The sequence below is a fragment of the Pseudoalteromonas sp. Z1A8 genome (assembly GCF_011378855.1).
GTDB lineage: Bacteria > Pseudomonadota > Gammaproteobacteria > Enterobacterales > Alteromonadaceae > Pseudoalteromonas.
Genome location: NZ_WTLB01000037.1, coordinates 22,695 through 42,155, shown reverse-complemented (window position 1 = coordinate 42,155; position 19,461 = coordinate 22,695). Strand labels below are relative to the sequence as shown.

Here is a 19,461-nt window from a genome sequence, read left to right as displayed (position 1 = left end):
AGACAGAAGTTAATATGACTAAAGTAGATATTACTTAGAAAGACTTAAAAAATATTATCAGATATTTTCCAAATTCAGTTAGTGCGTAGAAATACGAACTAACGCCCAAATTTGCTTGGTGACAATAGCGTTTTGGACCCACCTGATCCCATGTCGAACTCAGTAGTGAAACGAAACAGCGCCGATGATAGTGTAGCATTTGCTATGTGAAAGTAGGACATTACCAGGCTTCAAATTGTAGAGAGCCCGAATCTAACGATTCGGGCTTTTTTACGTCTGCAGAAAAGTGAAATGTGCGTAATTAACATCCACTCACAGCAACACCCATCATGTAGGTCGGGCGAGCGAAGCGACTCCCGACGTTAAAATCATGAAAAATCTCCGCTCAGCAATGAGTGCGCAGCATTTTCACTATGACTCTCCACCGCTGTGGGCACCACGACATTACCAGGCTTCAAATTGTAGAGAGCCCGAATCTAACGATTCGGGTTTTTTTACGTCTGCAGAAAGTGAAATGCGCGTAATTAATGCACATCCATCCAACACCTATCACGTAGGTCGGGCGAGCGTAGCGACTCCCGACGTTAAAATCACCGCAAGTACCCTCTTATAAAACTTTAACTTTAATTCGAACCTCACTGTATAGCTTCATATTTTCAATAAATCAGACCCTAATTACAGAGTCCCTCATTTCTTCTCACTTTGTTGCAATTTCATTCTTGGTTTAATAAGTGACCTGTGTAAAACTACCTGCGTTAATTTAGTAAATCAGGTGACATGAATGTCGAATATTAAAGCTTGGAAACTTATGAGCCTGTTTTGTTTGTTCGCAGTGCTTATGGGTTGTCAATCTAAAGAAGAGCAGCTGCAACAAACAATTCAAGAGTCTATTAAAAAGGTAGATACGGAGCTGTCTCAGCTTGGTACTGCACTCGATAATGGAAGTGTACGCAATGCTTTATTACTTAAAGAGTATGGTGAGCTTCTTAAAAAACAACAACCAGAACTTACAAAGGTTGTTGATGTAATTACCCTTGATGCAACGCGCCAAGGCGCACTTTATAGTGGCTTAACACAGCGACTTAAAGATATTAAAGGAACTTACTTAATTCCTCCTTACGAAGATACGTTACATAGCATTGATTTGTTGCGTGAAGCGGCAAAACCTACGTTATTTTCTGATGCGTTAACCGATCCTATTAATATGCTAGCTGATATGTCGAAAGGTGCTTTAGCACGTGTAGGCGCAATTAGTAAGCAAGCTGAAGGTGAGGGTGTTGGTAACCAAATGGTAGGTAATCCTAACTATGGTAACTGGCAATCGAATAGTAACGGTATTAGCTTTTGGCAATGGTACGGAATGTACCGTATTTTAGGTGATGTATTTGACCGTGTTGAATACGGAAGCTGGAGCAAACGCCGAAAGTATAGTTATTACAATGACTATGGCCGTACGCGTTATTCAAGCCCTAAACAAATTAAAACTCAAAGCGCGCTAGAAACACGCACGCGCCAAACATACCAACGCCAAGGTAAGCAGTTTACAAGCCCTTATGCGAGTAAAAAAACAGGTGCATCAGGTTTAAGCCGTAGCAGTTATACGCCACCAAAAAGCCGCAGTAGTTATTCTCGTTCGAGCAGTTATAGCAATAGCTCTGGATCGGTGCGTGATAGCGGTAGCAGAACCTCTCGTGGCGTGAGCCGTGGTAAGTAAAAGAATAAAGTTGGAGTTAGAATAATATGTATGAATTTAATGGAATAACTATGTGGTCGCTACAAGCGCTGGCGATCGATTTTGCAATTATTGTTTTATTATTTGTAAGCCTTAAATATATAAAAGGCTGGGTTTCAAACTTACACGCAAATGATGAAATAACAGAGCGTGATAACTTTGCTTTTGGTATTAGCTTTGCCGCTGGCTTAGTGGCACTGGCGATTGTATTAACGGGTGTAAGTAGCGGAGCTTTTGCTGCAACACTGCAACAAGAAGCGCTGCAAATGTTAGCTTACGGCGCATTAGCTATTGTACTTATTAAATTGGGTCACTTCTTTCAAGATAAAGTAGCACTTCGTAAAGTAAGTCTGCACGATGAAATCGTTAAAGGTAACGTTACAGCTTCAATAATTGATTTTGGTCATGTTGTTAGTGTCGCTATTGTTATTCGCTCAGCTCTTTTATGGGTGGCTACTGATGGCTGGCATGGTCTTCCAATTGTAATTGCCGCCTTTATTATAGGTAGCATTGTATTACTACTTGTTAGCCAGTACCGAGTGCAGTTATTTAAGCGTACAAATAAAAATGGCGACTGCCTACAACAAGCAATTGTTGATGGTAACTTAGCTGTGGGTATTCGTTACGCTGGATTTTTAGTAGGTAGTGCATTAGCTATCACGGCAGCAACTGGTGTTGCACCTTACGCTGCGGATAACATTAATGCGAGTTTACTATACTGGGCTATTAGCGCAGTAGTGAGCCTTGTCGCATTTATTATTTTACACTTAGTGACAATTAAAATAATTTTATCTGGTTGCGATATTTCAGATGAAGTTAATCGTCAAAAAAATGTAGGTGTAGCAACTATTTCTGCAGCAGTATCATTTGCGGTAGGTATCACTATGGCAACATTACTAGGCGCATAATCAGTGTCATCAACCAACACTCCCCCAAGTAAGTCTCGCTTACTTGGGCACGATATACTACTTATTACTGTTATGGCCGTGCTTGCTGGGTGCGGCCTTATTTATGAATACTTACTGTCTCATTATGCGGGCCGTGTACTTGGCTCAGTAGAGAGCGCTATTTACGCTATGATCGGTACTATGATTGTAGCAATGGGCTTAGGCGCTTTTTTAGCGCGTTGGTTTAAAGATGCATTTACCGCTTTTGCCTGGCTAGAAAGCATTATTGCTTTGGTTGGCATGGGCTGCATTTTAGCGATAGCGGGTGTAATAGCAGTTAGTTATTCTCTTCCTCATTTATTTTCGAGTATTTTTAACTTACCCCCTGATGTTGTACTTAATGGTTACGTATTTCAAAAGCTTCAAGAGTGGTCACGTTTTCTACCTTATGTTTTTGGTTTAATACTGGGTTTATTTATTGGTATGGAAATACCGCTTATAGCGCGTATTCGCCAACATGTTTATGGCCGATTTTTGGAGAACAATGCAGGGACTATTTATGGTGCCGATTATATTGGCGCCGGTATTGGTGCTGCCATTTGGGTAAGCATCATGCTCTCAATGCCTATAATGCAGGCTGCCGCGTGGACGGCATTATTTAATATCATTGCAGGGCTCGCGTTTTTATGGCGTTACCACACATATGTACGCTTTGCTAAGGCGCTTTTAGTTTGCCATATAGCATTGTTGGCATTATTTGGTTTTATTTTGGTATTTGGCAGTGGTTGGATGAACAATCTAAGCAATGTTTTATATAAAGATAAAGTGATTTACTCACAGGCAACTAAGTATCAGCACGTTGTTTTAACTGAGAGATTAAGTAAAAACCAGCCGCAACCGATCACCGATTTATATTTAAATGGGCGTTTGCAGTTCTCAAGTATTGATGAGCAAATATATCATTCAATGCTGGTTTATCCTGCAATGCTTGCCTCTAACAGGCACGACCGTGTATTAATAATTGGTGGTGGTGACGGGCTTGCACTTAGAGATGTTTTAAAATGGCCAGTGAGTGAAGTAACGCTTATAGATTTAGACGCGCAGCTTCTCAATTTATTTGGTCATAAAGACGGTGACTTTACGTCACCAGAGCATATTAGTGAGCGATTGCTGCAGCTAAATAATAAATCGATGCAAGACTCGCGCGCCAACATAATTGTGGGTGATGCATTTTTAGAAGTTGAAAAGCTGCTCGATCAATCTAAGCAGTTCGACACTATTTTAATTGATTTACCCGATCCTAATCATCCTGACCTAAATAAAATGTACAGTGATTATTTTTATAATCATGTACGCCAGTTATTAGCTCCCGATGGCGCAATGGCAGTTCAATCGACCTCTCCTTATCATGCTAAAAAAGCATTTTTGAGTATAGGCAAAACGGTTAAAGCTGCAGGGTTTGGGTATGTTGAGCAATATCAGCAAAATATACCTTCGTTTGGACAGTGGGGCTGGACTATAGCGACTAAAATGGGTCAGTCGGCCAGTGGTCGTATTAACGATATAGCGACTATGCCAGTACCATCAAGATGGATCAGTAAAGAATATTTATTGGCAAGTTTTGTATTTCCTAATCATTACTTTGAAAAAGTTAAAAGTATTGAGGTCAATAGGTTAGGCTCTGGTCAGTTGTATGATTACTATCGCACAGCATGGCAAATAGAAAGCGAATTGTATAAAAACTAATAAAACATGGTTGACATAATATGTCGACCATGAGAATCTTAACTCAGACATAATATGTCAAACGACAAAAGGCAGAGACATGGAATTAAATGAACTTTCAATAAAATTAGCTTCTTTTGAAACTGAAGGCGCTAACTTTGAGTCTTTCTTGATTGCCAACCCTGGCGAGCAAGATGTTTTACAAGTCATTGTTGATGGAAATGATGAACTTCCAATTTTTGTTACTCAAACACAAGAGCAGTTGTTATGTATTAGCTACTTGTTTGACGAAGATGAAGTTAAGAGTGAATTACGCAACGAGTTAAACGAAACATTACTACGTTTAAACGTGCCGATTCCACTGAGTGCATTTGCTAAAATCGATAATAAATACGCGATTTTTGGTGCACTGTCGGTAAATTCATCATTAGATGACGTTACCCACGAACTAGTGACATTAGCTGATAACGCTATAGACGCACTAGAAGCCGTGACCTTGTATTTAAACGATTAATAGCTAGTTAGTGGAGTTAAGATTATGAGTATTTTAAAAAAATTATTTACAGCAGTACGTGGCGGCGCTCGTGAAGCAGGCGAAGCAATTGTAGACAAAAACGGCATCCGTATTTTTGAGCAAGAAATTGCAGACGCACAAAATGCACTTCACCGCGCTAAAAAAAGTCTTACAGAAGTAATGGCTAAAGAAATGCAAACTAAGCGTAAAATTAGCGCAGTAGATGCTTCAATCGCTGAACACGAAGCGTATGCAGGCCAAGCTCTTGAAAAGGGTAACGAAGCGCTAGCATTAGAAATTGCAGAAAAAATTGGTGACTTTGAAGCTGAAAAAGCTGAAAACGAGCAAGTATTATCTGGTTTTAGCAATCACATTGTTGCGCTTAAGCAGCAAGTTAAAGATGCTGAAAAATCGATTAAAGAGAATCAGCGTCAGCTTACTATGGTTAAAACCACTGAAAGCGTACAGCAGGCAACAATGGCTGTTAACAGCACGCTTAATACAAATAGCTCGTCTATGACATCGGCTCGTCAATCGCTTGAACGCATTAAACAGCGTCAACAAGATCGTAGTGACCAGCTTGGTGCTGCAAAGCAACTTGAGTCAGACGTAAATGGCGATGACTTAAAAGCTAAAATGGCTGAAGCCGGTATTGGTGACACAAGTCCAAAAAGTGCTGATATTTTAGCTCGCATTAAAGCGAAGCAAAATAGCTAACCATTACGTTTATACTTTAAAAAGGTAACTGAGTTTTGCTCAGTTGCCTTTTTTGCTTAGAAGGCAACCTTCCTATGTTTAATTTTTTCAAATCTAAAAAAGAGCCAGAGCGTCAGCTTAATCATCCAAGCGATCTTAAAGTAGGCGACATGTTTAGCGTTATAGACTCATTTGCTTATCCAACATGGTTAAAAGGTGAAACGTTACGCGTTACTGGTATTCAAACTTACCAATACCAGCACAGTAGTGATACTGAATTTGTACTTGAGACAAATAGCGGGCAAGTTGTATTTTTACAAATTGAGCAAGATGACGGTGAAGAGTGGGCAAACTTTTCTATTAAAATTCAACGAAACGAAGTTGAAGAAATTTTTAGCCTTGATGAGTTTGCGCGTATTTTTGATGAAGAGTCCTTAACCCACATTACAGTGCAAAATACACCAGAGCGCTTTATGCAGTTTTTAGCTAAAAGCTATCAACAAAGCGAGTCGCCTTATGTGTGTTATTTCCATAATAAAGACTACCGCAACCAAGCTTTGCCTCGTTATGAGCAAGAAGGTGGCGAGCCATGTGAAATGATTTGCTTAGCGTCAGATAATGAAGGCTTTGGTTTAAATATCGAAATTTGGGATGGCGGCGAAACCGAAGTATCGCTAACGCTGACGCGTCCAATGACAGATATCGTAGACTTGTTTCCTGGAGATGCTAAGTGAGTGATGCTAAAGACAAGTGGTTACGTCAGGAACAAGCTGTACGTGCCACGCAGATGGCATTTGATCTAAGCAGCGAAGTTCAAAAGCTGATAAAAAAGCAGGCAATTGATCAAGAGCTAACGCCGTCAGATATGATCCGAAAAATACTTGGCTTAGACGTAAAGTCTAAAAAAACGCGTCAACGTTTATCGTTTAACTTAAATGATGATGAAATAGCGCAACTAGCCAGTCGCTTTGATGTACAAAGCGATGATAAGCGAGCCGTAAAGCAACAAGTAGCTGATTTATTAATAGCTCACACTAAAAATAAAAAAGTGAAATAATTTAATTAGGTTTTTATGAATATTGTTTTAATTGCTTACTTAATTATTTTTGCGTTGTTTGGTACTGCGGCGAGTTATTTTGTACGTTTTATTTATGCATATTGGGTGCTTAAAACAATGCCCATGAAATACATTATTAAAGCGGGTATTTGCGTGGTACTGGTGGTAGTAATTTCAGCGTTAATTCCGTATTTAAGTTAACGCTGAAATTAGCTTATACGCGGCCGTTTTTATTTTATATCAAACGACTGGCATTGGTGGTTAATACACAGCGATTGCACTTCAAGTACAGGAGAACAATCAGCTAAGCCTTGTGCTTTATTTTGTATGTTTTCTTGTTTTGTTATTTGTTGAGCAAGCTGTTCTGCTTCTTCTTGAGATGTGTTTAGCGTTGAATAAACAGCATATTTACTCGGTCCGCCGCATGCGCGGGCGCCCACTTCAAGTACTTTGCACTGAAAGCTTGCAGTGCAGCTGTTATTACTCACCATGTTATTCAGATCATAGTTTAAGTCAGATAAGTTTTTACTTTGCTCATTTGACGTCACAGTACTAGCACAACCACTTAGTAATAAAATGCTGCTAGCAATGCTTAAAATTGATAGTTTAATTGCCGATGGTAAACAACTCATAACGTTATCCTTAAAATGCACTTACCGCTGAGCTTTCAAGTTTAACACATTTATTTTCAACACACTGCGTGCTTGGCGTTGTTAAATGCTGACAAATGCTCATCATCCCTTTTTGTGAATTATAACTACTTTCAAGCTTAGTAATTTTGTCGCTAAGGGTAGCTACTTGTTCCTCAGATGCTGCGTTTGTTGAGTACACAACAAAGCTGCTTGGCCCGCCACATGCGCGACTACCTACTGCATTTACTCTACATTGAGTGCTTGTATCACATTGTTTATCTGCAATTAGTGTATTTAATTGGGTTTTGGCTGCTTTTATATCGTCTATTGAAACGTTTTTTAAATCAGCTTTTGGTATTTTTTCAGCAACTACGTTCTTTTTAGTATTTTCTTGTAATTGAGTATTTTCTTTTAGCTTTTGTAGCTCTTGCTTTGGTGCTTCAGTTTCTGAGGTGATTGTTACTTGCTGCGTTTCAGTGGGTGCTTTATCTAAGCATGCAGTTAAACAAAGTGGTAAAAGTATGGCTAACAATGGGGTACGCATAACAAACCTTGATAGTGATGAAATATTCATCACTATCATACACGGTGCATTTTTTACGGCAATAAAAACTATATTATCAAGTAATTAAAGCAGTGAAAAATATCGTTTATTAAAGTCCACCCTGCGTTAGTTTGGTGGGGTTAAGTAGTTTTTCGAGTTCACTGCGTGGTAAATCGGTTTCTTGTTCGGCTACATCAATAATAGGGCGGGCTTCTTTATAAGCCTGCTTTGCTATTTTTGCTGCTTTTTCATAACCGATCACCGGATTAAGCGCAGTTACCAAAATTGGATTTTTAGCGAGTGCTTTATCTATATTTGGCTGATTCACCTTAAAACTGGCAATCGCTTTATCGCCCAGCGCTTGTGCGCTATTTGCAAGTAATTCTATGCTTTGCAAAATATTATACGCAATGACTGGGAGCATAACGTTTAGCTCAAAATTACCCGCTTGACCTGCTACGGTAATAGTGGCGTCGTTGCCAATAACTTGTGCGCTTACCATGGCTGCGGCTTCTGGTATTACTGGGTTTACCTTACCTGGCATAATAGATGAGCCAGGTTGAAGCGCTTCAAGCTCTATTTCACCTAAACCTGCAAGTGGTCCTGAGTTCATCCAGCGTAGGTCATTCGCTATTTTCATTTGTGCTACAGCGAGTACTTTTAATTGCCCCGAAAGCGCGACGATGGCGTCTTGTGAACCTATATTATAAAAAAAGTTACTACTAGGCGTAAATCTAATGCCTACATTGGCACTCAGATTTTCTGCAAATTTGGCTGCAAACTTAGGGTCTGCATTTATTCCTGTTCCAACAGCTGTACCGCCTTGTGCAAGTTCGCATACACGCTCTAAGCTATGTCTAATTCCTGCTGCGGCATGATTAACTTGTGACTGCCATGCACTGAGTGTTTGATCAAACGTTACAGGCATTGCATCCATTAAATGCGTACGGCCCGTTTTAACTATATGGCCTACTTCAGCTTTTTTCTTTTCCAGGCTTTGCGATAAATTTTCAAGCGAAGGAAGTAATTCGTATACTACATTTATTGCGCTACTGAGTGCGATAGCAGTAGGGACTACATCGTTAGAGCTTTGCCCCATGTTTACATCATCATTAGGGTGAATGCTTTCATTGCCTATCCGGCTAGCAAGCGTTGCAATAACTTCATTGGCATTCATATTTGAGCTTGTGCCAGAACCTGTTTGAAAAATATCAACGGGAAAATGCTCAACATGTTCACCATCAATAATACTTTGACAAGCTTGCTCAATTGCATCGGCTTTAGCTTTGCTTAAATGGCCTAGCTCACAGTTACTTTGTGCAGCGGCTTGTTTTATATAAGCCAGTGCAGTTATAAATTGCTTTGGCATAGGTAAGCCACTAATGGCAAAATTATTAACCGCTCGCTGTGTTTGCGCTTGATAGAGCGCATCAGTAGGTACTTTTAGTTCGCCCATGCTGTCTGATTCTGTTCTAAAGTTGCTCATAAGTGTGCTCCTTAAAAAGGGTTGAATTCGTGACTAAGAATACGAGCTTCACGCTCAAGTATTAAAAATTGTGCAGTATTGTTATGCACTTTATAAAACCGTTTTAGTGCTAATAAAGGTTTGTATAACTGCTCTAAACATTGTTTACGAATAGCATTATGTATAAGAGGGTCGCACATTTTGTTCATAATTTCATGGTGTGTGCGTCTAAGATAAAACTCTTGAAGCAAGGGATTACGTTGTTGCTCAAATTTTTTAGCGACGTTAAGGGCGGTTTCTATGTAATCGGCAACGAGCATGGGTGCATGCAGGCCAGGTCTTAAGCAATGGCAAGAGAGTTCTTGATGGTAACGATGCTGGGCATAATTTGAAGACATAAAAAAACCGACTTAAGTTAACGATAATAGTTATCATTACATTTAATCGGTTTCAGTGTAAACAGTTATTATAAAAATTATCTGCGATACTAATTTGAGTATTAATTGTAGCCAAGAATAAATATCTGATCTGTTTCATGTTTGGTCATCGCCTGTTGATTATGTTTAGGGTGCGAAAGTAAATCGATTACTGTAGCTCTCATATCAACGGCGTAACTATGATCGTCGGTGGTTTTTTCGGTTATAGCAATAGCTGCGTCTACAGCGGTATAAGGGGGTATATGCATAATTTTATCCTTTGAAATTTAATATAAGTTAAACCCTTTAGTGGGTTAGTTATATAAAAGCATATTACGTACCAATCATAATAAATTAGCTCAACCATATGATAGTTATAGTGTTTAAAAATTATCTTTTTTTCATCACGACAAAATAAGCTAAATTTGCTTTACTGTTGTGCATTAACCGACAATTTTGGTGCACAGAAATGACAAAGCCATTTTCACAAGCGTGTGAAAACAATAAAGCTCCTATTTTAAAGCAATTAAAAACCGTATTAAAAAACACTAAAACAGTGCTCGAAGTTGGCTCAGGTACTGGCCAACATAGTGTGTTTTTTGCAGAGCAATTGCCTCATTTGCAGTGGCATACAAGTGATCGCGCTATAAACCACGAAGGGATTAATTTATGGCATCGCGAAGCTGATTTAACTAATTTACACGCGCCGCTTGAGCTTGATTTAAATAATGAGTGGCCAGTAGATAAGGTTGACGCTATTTATACGGCAAATATATTTCATATTGTTAGTTGGCAATTAGTTGAACGTTTTTTTGACGGTGTTAAACGCCACTTAAATAGCGGTGGTATATTGTGTATTTATGGGCCATTCAAATACCAAGGTGAATTTACCAGCCCAAGTAATGATGACTTTAGTGCCTTTTTAACAGAGCGCGATCCGTTAAGTGGAATAAGAGATTTTGAAGCAGTTGAACAACTAGCTAAGCAAGCAGGGCTTACGCTTATTAGCGATACAGCCATGCCTGCAAATAATCAGTTACTCGTTTTTAAACGGCAGTAATGAGCTACATTGCTCTTTATATATATCAATATGGCCGCGTTCACGCTTTAAGTAGTCGCTTATTGCATTACTAAAGTCGCCATCAACAATATGGTGAGCAGAGTAGGTAAGTACTGGTTCAAATCCGCGTGCTATTTTGTGCTCACCTTGTGCACCCGAATGAAAACAGTTGAGTTTATGCTTTATTGCAAACTCAATACCTTGGTAATAACACAATTCAAAGTGCAGCGAATCTACTTCCTCACTTGCTCCCCAGTAGCGCCCATAAAGCGTATTTTTACCTACTAAACTAAGTGTTGCAGCAATCACGTTATCGTCTTTTTTGGCCAGCATAATAACGAGAGTATTAGCCATTAAGGCATGTAAAAGCGTAAAAAACTCCATATTTAAATAGCCCAAATGACCAGAGCGCTTTAAATAGGTACGCTGATAAAACTCACAAAACAATTGCATTATCTCGGGCGTAATTTGCGCCCCTTGCAGCCATTCAATATCAATGTTCTGTTGCGCTATTTTAGCTCGCTCTTTTTTAAGTGACTTACGTTTTCGTGAGCTAAGCATCTGCAAAAAGTCGTCAAAGGATTCATAACCTTTATTAAACCACTGAAATTGCACACCCACTCTTAACATGGCGTGTTGCTCAGTTAATGATGTGGCTTGAACTTGGTCGCAAAAATTAACATGCCATCCCGACCAACCTTGCTGAGCACTGTGTATGCTCAGTTGCTCTGTAATGTATTGATACACCGCATTTGGATTGATGTGATCGATAGCAATGCGCTTACCCTCAATAGGGCTAAAGGGAATGCCAGATAGCCATTTTGGATAATACGCTAAACCGTGTTTTTCGTATGCCTCAGCCCATGCCCAGTCAAATACGTACTCGCCGTATGAATGACTTTTTAAATATCCGGGTGCAAGTGCAACGAGTGTATCACCTTCAAAAATAGCGAGGTGATGGGGCTGCCAACCGCTTTTTTGTGTTACGCATTGGCTTTGTTCAAGGGCATATAAAAAAGCATGTTGAGTAAATGGTTCATTACCAAATAAACGTTGCCACTGCGCCTGATCAATCTCATTAATACTGCTAAACCATTGGTGCGAAAACGTTCCCATGACTACTTACCTTGTAGTTGTTCTAAGCTGTTCTACGTTTTTAATAAACGTACTAATTTGCATTTTAAGCTCGGCAAAATGAGGATTATAAGTTAAGCGCTGTAAAGCCGGATAGTCTTTTAAGTTTGCGCTTGTACGCTCTCCTAGTTGTGGTTTTTTTGTTGTTTTACATGTTTTGTACAGTAAGTCGTCGTTAATAAAGCTGCCACAATTACGATAAGTTGCATTAATTCCATAATGTGGATTTTGCGGTGAGTTAACAACCGCAATATGCGATATACCGTGAATTTTTTTACACTGCAGTGTTGTGCATTGCGGGTTACTTACTATGTAGTCACTAGTAAAGTCTGGCGGTAAAATATCAGTGTTGCCATAAAGTACTAAAGTATCGAGCGGCTTATATTTTACTGAATTACCTTGGTGTAATGTACTTAATAATTTTAGTGTGGTACGCGTATCTATTGTTGTATCAATATCACTAAGTACGCTAAAAATAGGTAATTTAAGTGCGGGGCGTTTGTTTAAGCTACTTATGCTTGCAAGTGACATTGCATCGTATGAGGCCGCAGCTGCATTTAAAGGAAATGACTCATACTTAGCAAAGTCTACATCGGCGTCTTTATCTATCCAATTAACAAACGGTATAGCGTCAATCCATTTTGCTATCCAGCCGTATTTATTATGTGGCTCGGAGCCTGGCGAATAAAGCATAAGCGCTTTAATTTTAGGTGAGACAGTTTGCTTGGTTGCGTAATCAATAAGTAACGCTGCACCGGTAGAGTAACCTGCGAGTATCACCTCATCAAAGTCTTGCACCGAGCGTTCAACCCCGTACTTTATTGCCTGTTGCCACTGGCTAACCTCTACATTGAGTAAAGCACTTGCAGCGCTTCCATGTCCTGGTAATAAAATAGTACGCACGGTATAGCCTTGCTGATAATACACTTGTGCTAAATCGTGGTACGTAAAGGGTGAGTCAGTTAGCCCGTGGATTAGTAGTGCAACTTTATTACTGTTTGGGTACGTAAGCTCAAAAGGGGCAATAATATCTGCAATAGTAGGGTCAGGTTTTCGCTTACCCTGTGTTACCAACTGCCGATACGTTTGTGTAATAACGGGGCATGGCATGTTTGCATGGGGCTTAGCTTTATTTATATGTTTATATTCGTAATCTAAGTAATCGCTAAATGGTAAAAGGGCTTGATAATTAAAGCGCTGGTGGGTGTACTCATTTTCAAAACGTAATAGGCCTTGCTGCTTACTTTTTATTATAAATTTAAAGTCACTCGCCTGCGATATACAGTTTTGAGCTACTGCAATATGCGAAAAAACACTTAAAACAAAACCAAAAAATACTCTTAAAAATACTCTTAAAGCTACTTTTAAAGTTAAACCATTATTGTTCATTAACTTCTGCATATTGGACAAGACACTCGGTTAGCTTAATGAGTTCAAGCGGTTTTGCAAGATGTTGATTAAATCCAACGGCTTGTGCATGTGCTTTATCCTCTGGCATTACGTCGGCAGTTAAAGCAATAATCGGGAGTTCTTGTTCGGTTTTAAACTGCCGAATCAGGGCCGTTGCTCTATAGCCATCCATTATAGGCATTTGGCAATCCATAAGGACTAAATCAAAATGTTGTTTTTTCACTATATCGACCGCCAACTCACCGTTTTCTACTATATACGGCACAATCCCTAACGAGCCAAGCATCGCTTTAATAACCATTTGATTTACTGGGTTATCCTCTGCGACCAAAATGTCTAGCGAAGTAATATTAGTATTATCAAATGTAATAACATGTTCTTTTTTAGGCTCTGTTGTTTCTAATCGCATTGAAAATGTAAAAGTAGAGCCTTTATCTACTTCACTTTTAAGGGCTATTTCTCCCCCCATTAATTGGCTTAGCTCTTTTGCTATTGTTAAGCCAAGTCCTGTACCGCCAAACTGCCTTGAGGTAGAACTATCAGCTTGGGTAAATGCGTTAAATAATTTTTTATGCTGGCTTGGTTTTATACCTATTCCGGTATCACTAACGTTTATAACAAGCTGTACTTTATTGGCGGCAGTAAACTCTGTTTCTATGTTTAAAGTAACGCTGCCTTGGCTTGTAAATTTAATCGCGTTACTACATAAATTAAGTAATACCTGCTCAATTCGCATAGGATCACCAATAAACCAGGTATTTAAAGGTAGTTTTGAGTTAACTTGCCAGTTAATACCTTTGTTAACTGCGCTTTGTTCAAACATATTGTCTATTCGTGTTATTAAAGCACCTAAGTCGAATGCAATAGATTCAATAACTAACTTTTGGGATTCTATTTTTGATATATCAAGAATGTCATTAATTAAATTTAATAAACTTTTAGATGATGAGTTTATTTTATCTAAATAGCCAATGAGTGTACTTGCGCTATCGGTTTCTCGAGCAAGTGAAGAAAAACCAATAACGGCGTTTAATGGTGTACGTATTTCGTGGCTCATATTCGCTAAAAATTGGCTTTTAGCCTGATTAGCTAAATCAGACTGCTGCTTTGCTTGTGCGAGTGAGTGTGTACGCTCGGCAACTTGACGTGTAAGTGCAATTTGTTGCTGATTAAACAGCAGTAAAACCATTAAAATTAAAGAACATACGGCAACCTGAAGTATGAGTAATAATAACGCTAGTTGACTATTATGTTGTGTTAAAAAGCTTTCTTTAAGGGCTAGTTTTACAATCCATTTTTGGCCTGCAAAGCTCACATCAAACGACATTAGGCGGCTGCCTTTGGCTTGCTGAACATCTTGAGAGTAATTACTATAAAACGGCGGTGTGTTTGTATCTTCGTATATACCAATCGAAAACATATCAGACTGTTCTTTAGAAATGGCCTGCTCAATAATACTACGCACTAAAAATATACCAGTGGCATAGCCTTTAATTGTTTTTTCATCGTTATATTGGGAGTACACAGGGGCAAATAATAAATAGGCTGGTTTAGGTTGTTTGGTTTGCACCAACTGAATTATTTTAGTTCCGACTGGCATGTACTTTATAGCGGGGTTAAGCAGAGAGTTTTTTCGATCAGGGTTTGAAAATACATTAAAGCCAATAGCTTTTTGATTACCATTAAAAGGAGCTATGTATTTTACTATAACAAGGGGATCGTTAATTTCAAGAGGTTCGCCAACTATATCAATATCTAAATGGTAAATATTTGATATTTCTTGAGCAAAGACTTCGCGTTGATCTTGAGGTATTTTTGCATTCCACGATAAAGCGTTAATAAACTCGTATTGAGTTAGTAACTGACTAGCATAAGAATAAAAATCTTGCTGGCTCAGCATGGGAGATGATTGAACCTGACTTGCTAAGCTCTGCACTGCAATAATACTGCGATTTGTATATCTATAAAGGCTGTTTTCTATAACGTGGACTTCACGTTCGGCAATTTTAATAGTGCTTATACGATTTTCCTGATCGTATAATTGTGTTGTTACCGCGACTGATAAAAATAAAACTGAGCATACTGCAATTGTCGGAAATGCCGATATAGTATGTTGATTAGACTTTTGTGGTAATAAAGAAAGTAAAAATGGAGTTGCAATTAATACCCCTAATGTATCGCCAAGCCACCAGTAAATAACATTATTCCAATGATTATCAATACTGTAAATCGAGTTAAATTGACTCAGTGCGAATACGCCAAAGTTAGCTGAAATTAAGCTGACCAATATGGCTATGACTAAAATAAAGTAAATTATATTCTTGCGCTTTTTAAAGCGCAGCGGGTGACCAAGCCAATACTTTAAAAGAGCTGCGCCGACCATTGCCTGTATAACAACACCAAAGGCGATATACATTGCCTCGTTGAATGAGTTGCCGACCAAGACTAGCTCATGAGCTGAACTGTCAAAAATATTAAGGTTAAATGCAATTGCAGCTACAAATAAAGGCGGGATAAAGCGCCACCACCAAATATAACAACCGACTAGAGCTATGCCGGCAGGTAACCAAATTGGAATTATTTGCGAGTTAAAAGCAAGTTTAGTGAGTGCTATGCCGACTAAAAAATATGCTAAAGCAAACATGATGTAAAAAATAATGGAATGATTTTTAGAGTTAAAATTTTTCACATAAGGTCCAAGCAATTATTATTATCGTTTTGAAATATCAGTATAGCTAACAGTAAGTTATTTTGGTTATTTTTATAATGGTAACTGTTTTTTGCTAAATGACTGCTTTAACACGACTGTTGATTCTATATTTGCAATACAACTTAAACTACCTAGCTGATGTTTTACAAATGTTTCGTAGCTCTCAAGATCATGTGCAATGATTTTTAATAAATAATCATAGCTTCCTGATATTACACAACACTCTAATACATGTGGTAATTTTTCTACATGTTGCTCAAATTGCTCTGCAGCACTCACCGAGTTTTGGCTTAATCGTACGAATGCATATACCAACACATTAAGGTTAAGTGCTTTAGGATTTATGGCGGCGTGGTAGCCGGTAATAATATTCTCTTGCTCTAACTTTTTTATACGCCTTAGGCAAGGTGTATCCGATAGGTTGATACTGCTGGCCAAATCTGAAACCGACATACGAGCTTGGCTTTGCAGTGCAATGAGTAATTGCTGATCTTTTTTATCTAACATAGTTGTCGGCTTTTATTAATTATTTTTATATTTGTAGTGATTATTGCTAAGTATTGCAATTTTTACTAATTTTTTTGACGTTTTACCCTCATTGAACTCTGTTAGCATTTAACTATAAAAATAATAGAGCACACCAATGAACACACATACTGCTATTTTCGATCACTGGATACGAACAGAGTTTGTCACTTTAAATAGTGAATTAGAGCAGCTTTATTGGCAGCAAACCGATAAAGCAAATGTAGAAGGAATAGGCGAGGCCTTAAAGCAACAATTAGAAAAAGAAGGCAACGTATTAATTAGTAATTTATTAGCCGAGGGAAACACAGATCAAGGCTTTGATAGCGCTTTTGACTTACTCGGTAACGTAGGATTATTTATGGCAGCGTGTAGGCGCCATGAAATTACCGAACCAAGCAGAGAAACCAGCTCCCCACTAATAGATGCTTCAGCGCTTGCTATGCATATTGGCGCATCGATTGGCGTAACCCCTCGCTTTGCTACCGCCCACTTAACTACTCATAACAAAGCACTTAACGGTATTTATAAACGATTTACTAATTTACCTGATGAAAAGCTGTTTCTTGATTATAACACTCAAGGCATTTTGGCCTACAAACGGGCAAGTGATGCATTATTAAAAATATTACCACTGGGGATTTCGCATCCTTTATGTGGTGAGTTATTAGAAGTAGCTAAACAGGCACTTATAGATGTAATTGAGTCAAACAATGCACTTTATTCTGAGCTCGATACAGATTGCTTTTTTAACTGTGTTCGCCCTTATTATAAACCGTACCGTGTAGGTAAAGAGGTTTACAGAGGTGCAAATGCTGGTGACTTTGCAGGTATTAACGTGATTGATATGCTGTTAGGACTGTGTAGTGCAAACGAGCCTAGTTACTCGCAAATGCTGGTGGATAAGTTTTTATATATGATGCCAGAGGATCAACAAATACTACGAGAAGCCATGCGTATGCAAAGCTTTATGGATGACTTTTTACAAGCGAAGCAATATAAAAATACAAATTGGTTTAAAAGTCACGCAAAGCTATTTATCCAAGTGTGTAAATTACATGGTGACACCGCAGTCGGTCATCATAATCAACTGGTTGAAAAGTTTATTGCTCAGCCCTCAAAAAATATGCAACAGCAGCATATGAGCAAGGTAACAGCAAGTGGTCCGCCGCTTCATGTGTTACTTGATTCGCTCGAAAAATTAAGAGATAAGCGGGCCAGTGCCAAACGCGACGATATAAAAACACGTTTTGACGATCTAAATACACTTAAAAAATGGGTTAAATAGTATGCTTAAAAATGATTTTTGTATGGCTGATGGCTGTTATTTATTAAACCACTCGGTAGGGCGTCCTCTTAAAAATACACAGCAATATTTAGCCCAGCATTACTTCCTTCCATGGGAGGGATCAAATAAAGAGCCTTGGCAGCAATGGTTACCGGCAGTTGAGCAGTTTACTGCCGCACTTGGTAAGTTATTTAATACGGCTAGTTCGCAGTTTTGTCCTCAAGCTAATTTATCAAGTGGCTTAACAAAGTTACTTATGTCGCATCCACGGTTACAACAAAAAAATTGTAAAGTGCTTATGGCGCAAAGTGATTTTCCGAGCATGGGTTTTGCAATGCAAAAAGCATTACCAGAGTGCGCGCAAATCATTTTTATACCTGAGCACGAAGATTTAAGTGATATTAGAGTTTGGCAGCGTTATATAACCGCCGATATCGATTTAGTTTTTATAAGCCACGTATATTCAAATACAGGTGTGCAGGCACCTGTATACGATATTGTAGCTATAAGTAAATTAACCAAGAGTTTATCAATAGTTGACGTTGCTCAGTCTGCGGGTGTTATACCGCTTGATTTAAGCATACTCGATGCTGACTTTATGATTGGCTCGAGCGTTAAGTGGCTATGTGGGGGCCCTGGTGCAGCATACTTGTGGGTTAACAAACACCAAATAACATATTGTGAACCTAAAGATGTGGGTTGGTTTTCGCATCAAAACCCATTTGAGTTCGATATTAACCACTTTGAATATAACGCCAGTGCGCTCAAATTTTGGGGAGGCACTCCTTCTGTAGCGCCTTATATTATTGCCGCCAATAGCATTGCTTACTTTGCAGAGCTAACTGCTCACAAGGTAAGGGAGCATAATTTAGCTATGCTTACGCTTATTCATGAGCAACTAAGCGAATATGTTGTATCACCTATGAGTAGTGATAAATGCAGCGGGACTGTTATTTTGTTTTTTGCCGGGCAGCAAGAATATGTACTTACAGAGCTTGATAAAGCGAAAGTCAGTGTAGATGCTCGTAAATTTGGAATACGAGTATCGCCACATATTTATAATAACCGAGAAGATGTTGAGCAGTTTATATCGATAGTAAAACAAGCGCTTAAGGATTTTGGCTAAGCTGCTGCTTTCTTTGTTTTAATGACTCTATTTTTTGCTGCGTTTGATTGATTGATGCGTCGTAAGTTTGTTTTAACGCATTTGTTTTAGTTGCGATAGCATCAGCAATAGATGAAGCGCCTAAACGATTGGCTTTATCTTGAGTCATGTAATCTATCTGCTGTTTTTTAGCCGCGTATTCTTTTTGGCTTTGTGCAATAGATAGCTCAAGGCGTTTTATTTCACGATCTATTTGTTGAACCTCTAAGTAATCATCCACAGAGGAGTCGGTAATACCTTTACCGGGCGTAGAGCTTTTGTACGCTTCAATTACGTTTATATCTTTGAGAGTAATAACTTGTGCATCTTTAGCGCAAGGCGTTTGGCTAAAGGTAGGAACGCCCTTAATGACACACTTATACACTGTTGTACTTTGTGCCAAGGTAAAAAATGGTGCTGCCGCGCAAACTGATAGCAATATGAACCGGATCATAGCTAAACCTAAAGTGGCTAAAGTTGTGTTAATAATGCCCTAAGTTATTACTAGGTACAATTTGTTTA

21 protein-coding genes and 1 rRNA gene are annotated in these 19,461 nt (G+C 38.7%); 12 read left to right on the top strand and 10 right to left on the bottom strand.

From position 1 onward, the window contains the following. Window positions 1–114 precede the first annotated feature (114 nt). The 9 genes from rrf (at window position 115) to GQR55_RS14360 (ending at window position 6,812) form a co-directional block, all read left to right on the top strand. Window positions 115–229 (top strand): 5S ribosomal RNA (gene rrf, locus GQR55_RS14400). 552 nt (window positions 230–781) lie between these two features. Next, complete coding sequence (locus GQR55_RS14395) at window positions 782–1,714, top strand: CHAD domain-containing protein (RefSeq protein ID WP_166421139.1); 933 nt, start codon at window positions 782–784, stop codon at window positions 1,712–1,714. A gap of 26 nt (window positions 1,715–1,740) precedes the next feature. Next, window positions 1,741–2,640 carry a DUF350 domain-containing protein gene (locus GQR55_RS14390; protein ID WP_166421138.1) on the top strand — a complete coding sequence of 300 codons (900 nt, stop codon included), beginning with the start codon at window positions 1,741–1,743 and terminating at the stop codon, window positions 2,638–2,640. 3 nt (window positions 2,641–2,643) lie between these two features. Then, window positions 2,644–4,365, top strand: a complete 1,722-nt coding sequence (locus tag GQR55_RS14385) for a polyamine aminopropyltransferase (RefSeq protein WP_166421137.1) — start codon at window positions 2,644–2,646, stop codon at window positions 4,363–4,365. Window positions 4,366–4,444: 79 nt separating this feature from the next. Beyond that, entirely contained in the window at window positions 4,445–4,858 is a 414-nt protein-coding gene (locus GQR55_RS14380) for a DUF2170 family protein (RefSeq protein WP_004335098.1), read from the top strand. Window positions 4,859–4,882: 24 nt separating this feature from the next. Further along, complete coding sequence (locus GQR55_RS14375) at window positions 4,883–5,575, top strand: PspA/IM30 family protein (RefSeq protein WP_004335088.1); 693 nt, start codon at window positions 4,883–4,885, stop codon at window positions 5,573–5,575. A gap of 74 nt (window positions 5,576–5,649) precedes the next feature. After that, a complete protein-coding gene (locus GQR55_RS14370; protein ID WP_165739670.1) occupies window positions 5,650–6,288 on the top strand; it encodes a DUF4178 domain-containing protein in 639 nt (212 codons plus the stop codon). Further along, the gene (locus GQR55_RS14365; RefSeq protein WP_010554828.1) at window positions 6,285–6,611 is read left to right on the top strand and encodes a hypothetical protein; all 327 of its coding nucleotides are present in this window, start codon (window positions 6,285–6,287) and stop codon (window positions 6,609–6,611) included. Before GQR55_RS14370 ends, GQR55_RS14365 begins: the two co-directional genes overlap by 4 nt. Before the next feature lie 15 nt (window positions 6,612–6,626). After that, complete coding sequence (locus tag GQR55_RS14360) at window positions 6,627–6,812, top strand: hypothetical protein (protein ID WP_024592231.1); 186 nt, start codon at window positions 6,627–6,629, stop codon at window positions 6,810–6,812. 29 nt (window positions 6,813–6,841) lie between these two features. Here the strand turns inward: GQR55_RS14360 and GQR55_RS14355 are convergent, their stop codons facing one another. The 5 genes from GQR55_RS14355 to GQR55_RS14335 form a co-directional block, all read right to left on the bottom strand. After that, on the bottom strand, window positions 6,842–7,243 hold the full coding sequence (locus GQR55_RS14355; protein ID WP_166421136.1) for a hypothetical protein: 402 nt from the start codon (window positions 7,241–7,243) through the stop codon (window positions 6,842–6,844). A gap of 10 nt (window positions 7,244–7,253) precedes the next feature. Continuing rightward, complete coding sequence (locus GQR55_RS14350; RefSeq protein WP_166421135.1) at window positions 7,254–7,787, bottom strand: hypothetical protein; 534 nt, start codon at window positions 7,785–7,787, stop codon at window positions 7,254–7,256. Between the two features lie 109 nt (window positions 7,788–7,896). Then, the gene (locus tag GQR55_RS14345; protein ID WP_010554832.1) at window positions 7,897–9,273 is read right to left on the bottom strand and encodes a class II fumarate hydratase; all 1,377 of its coding nucleotides are present in this window, start codon (window positions 9,271–9,273) and stop codon (window positions 7,897–7,899) included. A gap of 11 nt (window positions 9,274–9,284) precedes the next feature. After that, window positions 9,285–9,650: a hypothetical protein gene (locus GQR55_RS14340; protein ID WP_231609258.1), complete on the bottom strand. Its 366-nt coding sequence runs from the start codon at window positions 9,648–9,650 to the stop codon at window positions 9,285–9,287. Window positions 9,651–9,751: 101 nt separating this feature from the next. Further along, window positions 9,752–9,937 carry a hypothetical protein gene (locus GQR55_RS14335; protein WP_010554833.1) on the bottom strand — a complete coding sequence of 62 codons (186 nt, stop codon included), beginning with the start codon at window positions 9,935–9,937 and terminating at the stop codon, window positions 9,752–9,754. Window positions 9,938–10,137: 200 nt separating this feature from the next. Between GQR55_RS14335 and GQR55_RS14330 the strand changes: the two genes are divergently transcribed. Beyond that, window positions 10,138–10,728: a DUF938 domain-containing protein gene (locus tag GQR55_RS14330; protein WP_166421134.1), complete on the top strand. Its 591-nt coding sequence runs from the start codon at window positions 10,138–10,140 to the stop codon at window positions 10,726–10,728. Here GQR55_RS14330 and GQR55_RS14325 read toward each other — a convergent pair. The 4 genes from GQR55_RS14325 to GQR55_RS14310 form a co-directional block, all read right to left on the bottom strand. After that, on the bottom strand, window positions 10,705–11,844 hold the full coding sequence (locus GQR55_RS14325) for a GNAT family N-acetyltransferase (protein ID WP_166421133.1): 1,140 nt from the start codon (window positions 11,842–11,844) through the stop codon (window positions 10,705–10,707). The genes GQR55_RS14330 and GQR55_RS14325 overlap by 24 nt on opposite strands. Before the next feature lie 6 nt (window positions 11,845–11,850). Further along, window positions 11,851–13,251 (bottom strand): alpha/beta fold hydrolase, encoded by a 1,401-nt coding sequence (locus GQR55_RS14320; RefSeq protein WP_166421132.1) that lies wholly within the window; start codon window positions 13,249–13,251, stop codon window positions 11,851–11,853. Then, window positions 13,241–15,961 carry an ATP-binding protein gene (locus GQR55_RS14315; protein ID WP_166421131.1) on the bottom strand — a complete coding sequence of 907 codons (2,721 nt, stop codon included), beginning with the start codon at window positions 15,959–15,961 and terminating at the stop codon, window positions 13,241–13,243. The genes GQR55_RS14320 and GQR55_RS14315 overlap by 11 nt, the downstream gene beginning before the upstream one ends. A 72-nt stretch (window positions 15,962–16,033) precedes the next feature. Continuing rightward, the gene (locus tag GQR55_RS14310; protein ID WP_007579788.1) at window positions 16,034–16,489 is read right to left on the bottom strand and encodes an Lrp/AsnC family transcriptional regulator; all 456 of its coding nucleotides are present in this window, start codon (window positions 16,487–16,489) and stop codon (window positions 16,034–16,036) included. A gap of 136 nt (window positions 16,490–16,625) precedes the next feature. Here GQR55_RS14310 and GQR55_RS14305 point away from each other — a divergent pair, with 136 nt between their 5' ends. Both GQR55_RS14305 and GQR55_RS14300 read left to right on the top strand, forming a co-directional pair. Next, complete coding sequence (locus GQR55_RS14305) at window positions 16,626–17,795, top strand: monodechloroaminopyrrolnitrin synthase PrnB family protein (RefSeq protein WP_166421130.1); 1,170 nt, start codon at window positions 16,626–16,628, stop codon at window positions 17,793–17,795. Between the two features lies 1 nt (window position 17,796). After that, window positions 17,797–18,921 carry an aminotransferase class V-fold PLP-dependent enzyme gene (locus tag GQR55_RS14300; RefSeq protein WP_166421129.1) on the top strand — a complete coding sequence of 375 codons (1,125 nt, stop codon included), beginning with the start codon at window positions 17,797–17,799 and terminating at the stop codon, window positions 18,919–18,921. Here GQR55_RS14300 and GQR55_RS14295 read toward each other — a convergent pair. Beyond that, the gene (locus GQR55_RS14295) at window positions 18,905–19,393 is read right to left on the bottom strand and encodes a DUF4124 domain-containing protein (protein ID WP_165739696.1); all 489 of its coding nucleotides are present in this window, start codon (window positions 19,391–19,393) and stop codon (window positions 18,905–18,907) included. The two genes, GQR55_RS14300 and GQR55_RS14295, sit on opposite strands and share 17 nt — an antisense overlap. Window positions 19,394–19,461: the final 68 nt, after the last annotated feature.

Bases quoted from the DNA above. Each gene is read 5' to 3' on its own strand.
- GQR55_RS14310 (WP_007579788.1), bottom strand. From the start codon at position 16,489: ATGTTAGATAAAAAAGATCAGCAATTACTCATTGCACTGCAAAGCCAA.
- GQR55_RS14390 (WP_166421138.1), top strand. From the start codon at position 1,741: ATGTATGAATTTAATGGAATAACTATGTGGTCGCTACAAGCGCTGGCG.
- GQR55_RS14305 (WP_166421130.1), top strand. From the start codon at position 16,626: ATGAACACACATACTGCTATTTTCGATCACTGGATACGAACAGAGTTT.
- GQR55_RS14300 (WP_166421129.1), top strand. From the start codon at position 17,797: ATGCTTAAAAATGATTTTTGTATGGCTGATGGCTGTTATTTATTAAAC.
- GQR55_RS14295 (WP_165739696.1), bottom strand. From the start codon at position 19,393: ATGATCCGGTTCATATTGCTATCAGTTTGCGCGGCAGCACCATTTTTT.
- GQR55_RS14370 (WP_165739670.1), top strand. From the start codon at position 5,650: ATGTTTAATTTTTTCAAATCTAAAAAAGAGCCAGAGCGTCAGCTTAAT.
- GQR55_RS14335 (WP_010554833.1), bottom strand. From the start codon at position 9,937: ATGCATATACCCCCTTATACCGCTGTAGACGCAGCTATTGCTATAACC.
- GQR55_RS14360 (WP_024592231.1), top strand. From the start codon at position 6,627: ATGAATATTGTTTTAATTGCTTACTTAATTATTTTTGCGTTGTTTGGT.
- GQR55_RS14345 (WP_010554832.1), bottom strand. From the start codon at position 9,273: ATGAGCAACTTTAGAACAGAATCAGACAGCATGGGCGAACTAAAAGTA.
- GQR55_RS14320 (WP_166421132.1), bottom strand. From the start codon at position 13,251: ATGAACAATAATGGTTTAACTTTAAAAGTAGCTTTAAGAGTATTTTTA.
- GQR55_RS14375 (WP_004335088.1), top strand. From the start codon at position 4,883: ATGAGTATTTTAAAAAAATTATTTACAGCAGTACGTGGCGGCGCTCGT.
- GQR55_RS14350 (WP_166421135.1), bottom strand. From the start codon at position 7,787: ATGCGTACCCCATTGTTAGCCATACTTTTACCACTTTGTTTAACTGCA.
- GQR55_RS14340 (WP_231609258.1), bottom strand. From the start codon at position 9,650: ATGTCTTCAAATTATGCCCAGCATCGTTACCATCAAGAACTCTCTTGC.
- GQR55_RS14330 (WP_166421134.1), top strand. From the start codon at position 10,138: ATGACAAAGCCATTTTCACAAGCGTGTGAAAACAATAAAGCTCCTATT.
- GQR55_RS14380 (WP_004335098.1), top strand. From the start codon at position 4,445: ATGGAATTAAATGAACTTTCAATAAAATTAGCTTCTTTTGAAACTGAA.
- GQR55_RS14355 (WP_166421136.1), bottom strand. From the start codon at position 7,243: ATGAGTTGTTTACCATCGGCAATTAAACTATCAATTTTAAGCATTGCT.
- GQR55_RS14395 (WP_166421139.1), top strand. From the start codon at position 782: ATGTCGAATATTAAAGCTTGGAAACTTATGAGCCTGTTTTGTTTGTTC.
- GQR55_RS14325 (WP_166421133.1), bottom strand. From the start codon at position 11,844: ATGGGAACGTTTTCGCACCAATGGTTTAGCAGTATTAATGAGATTGAT.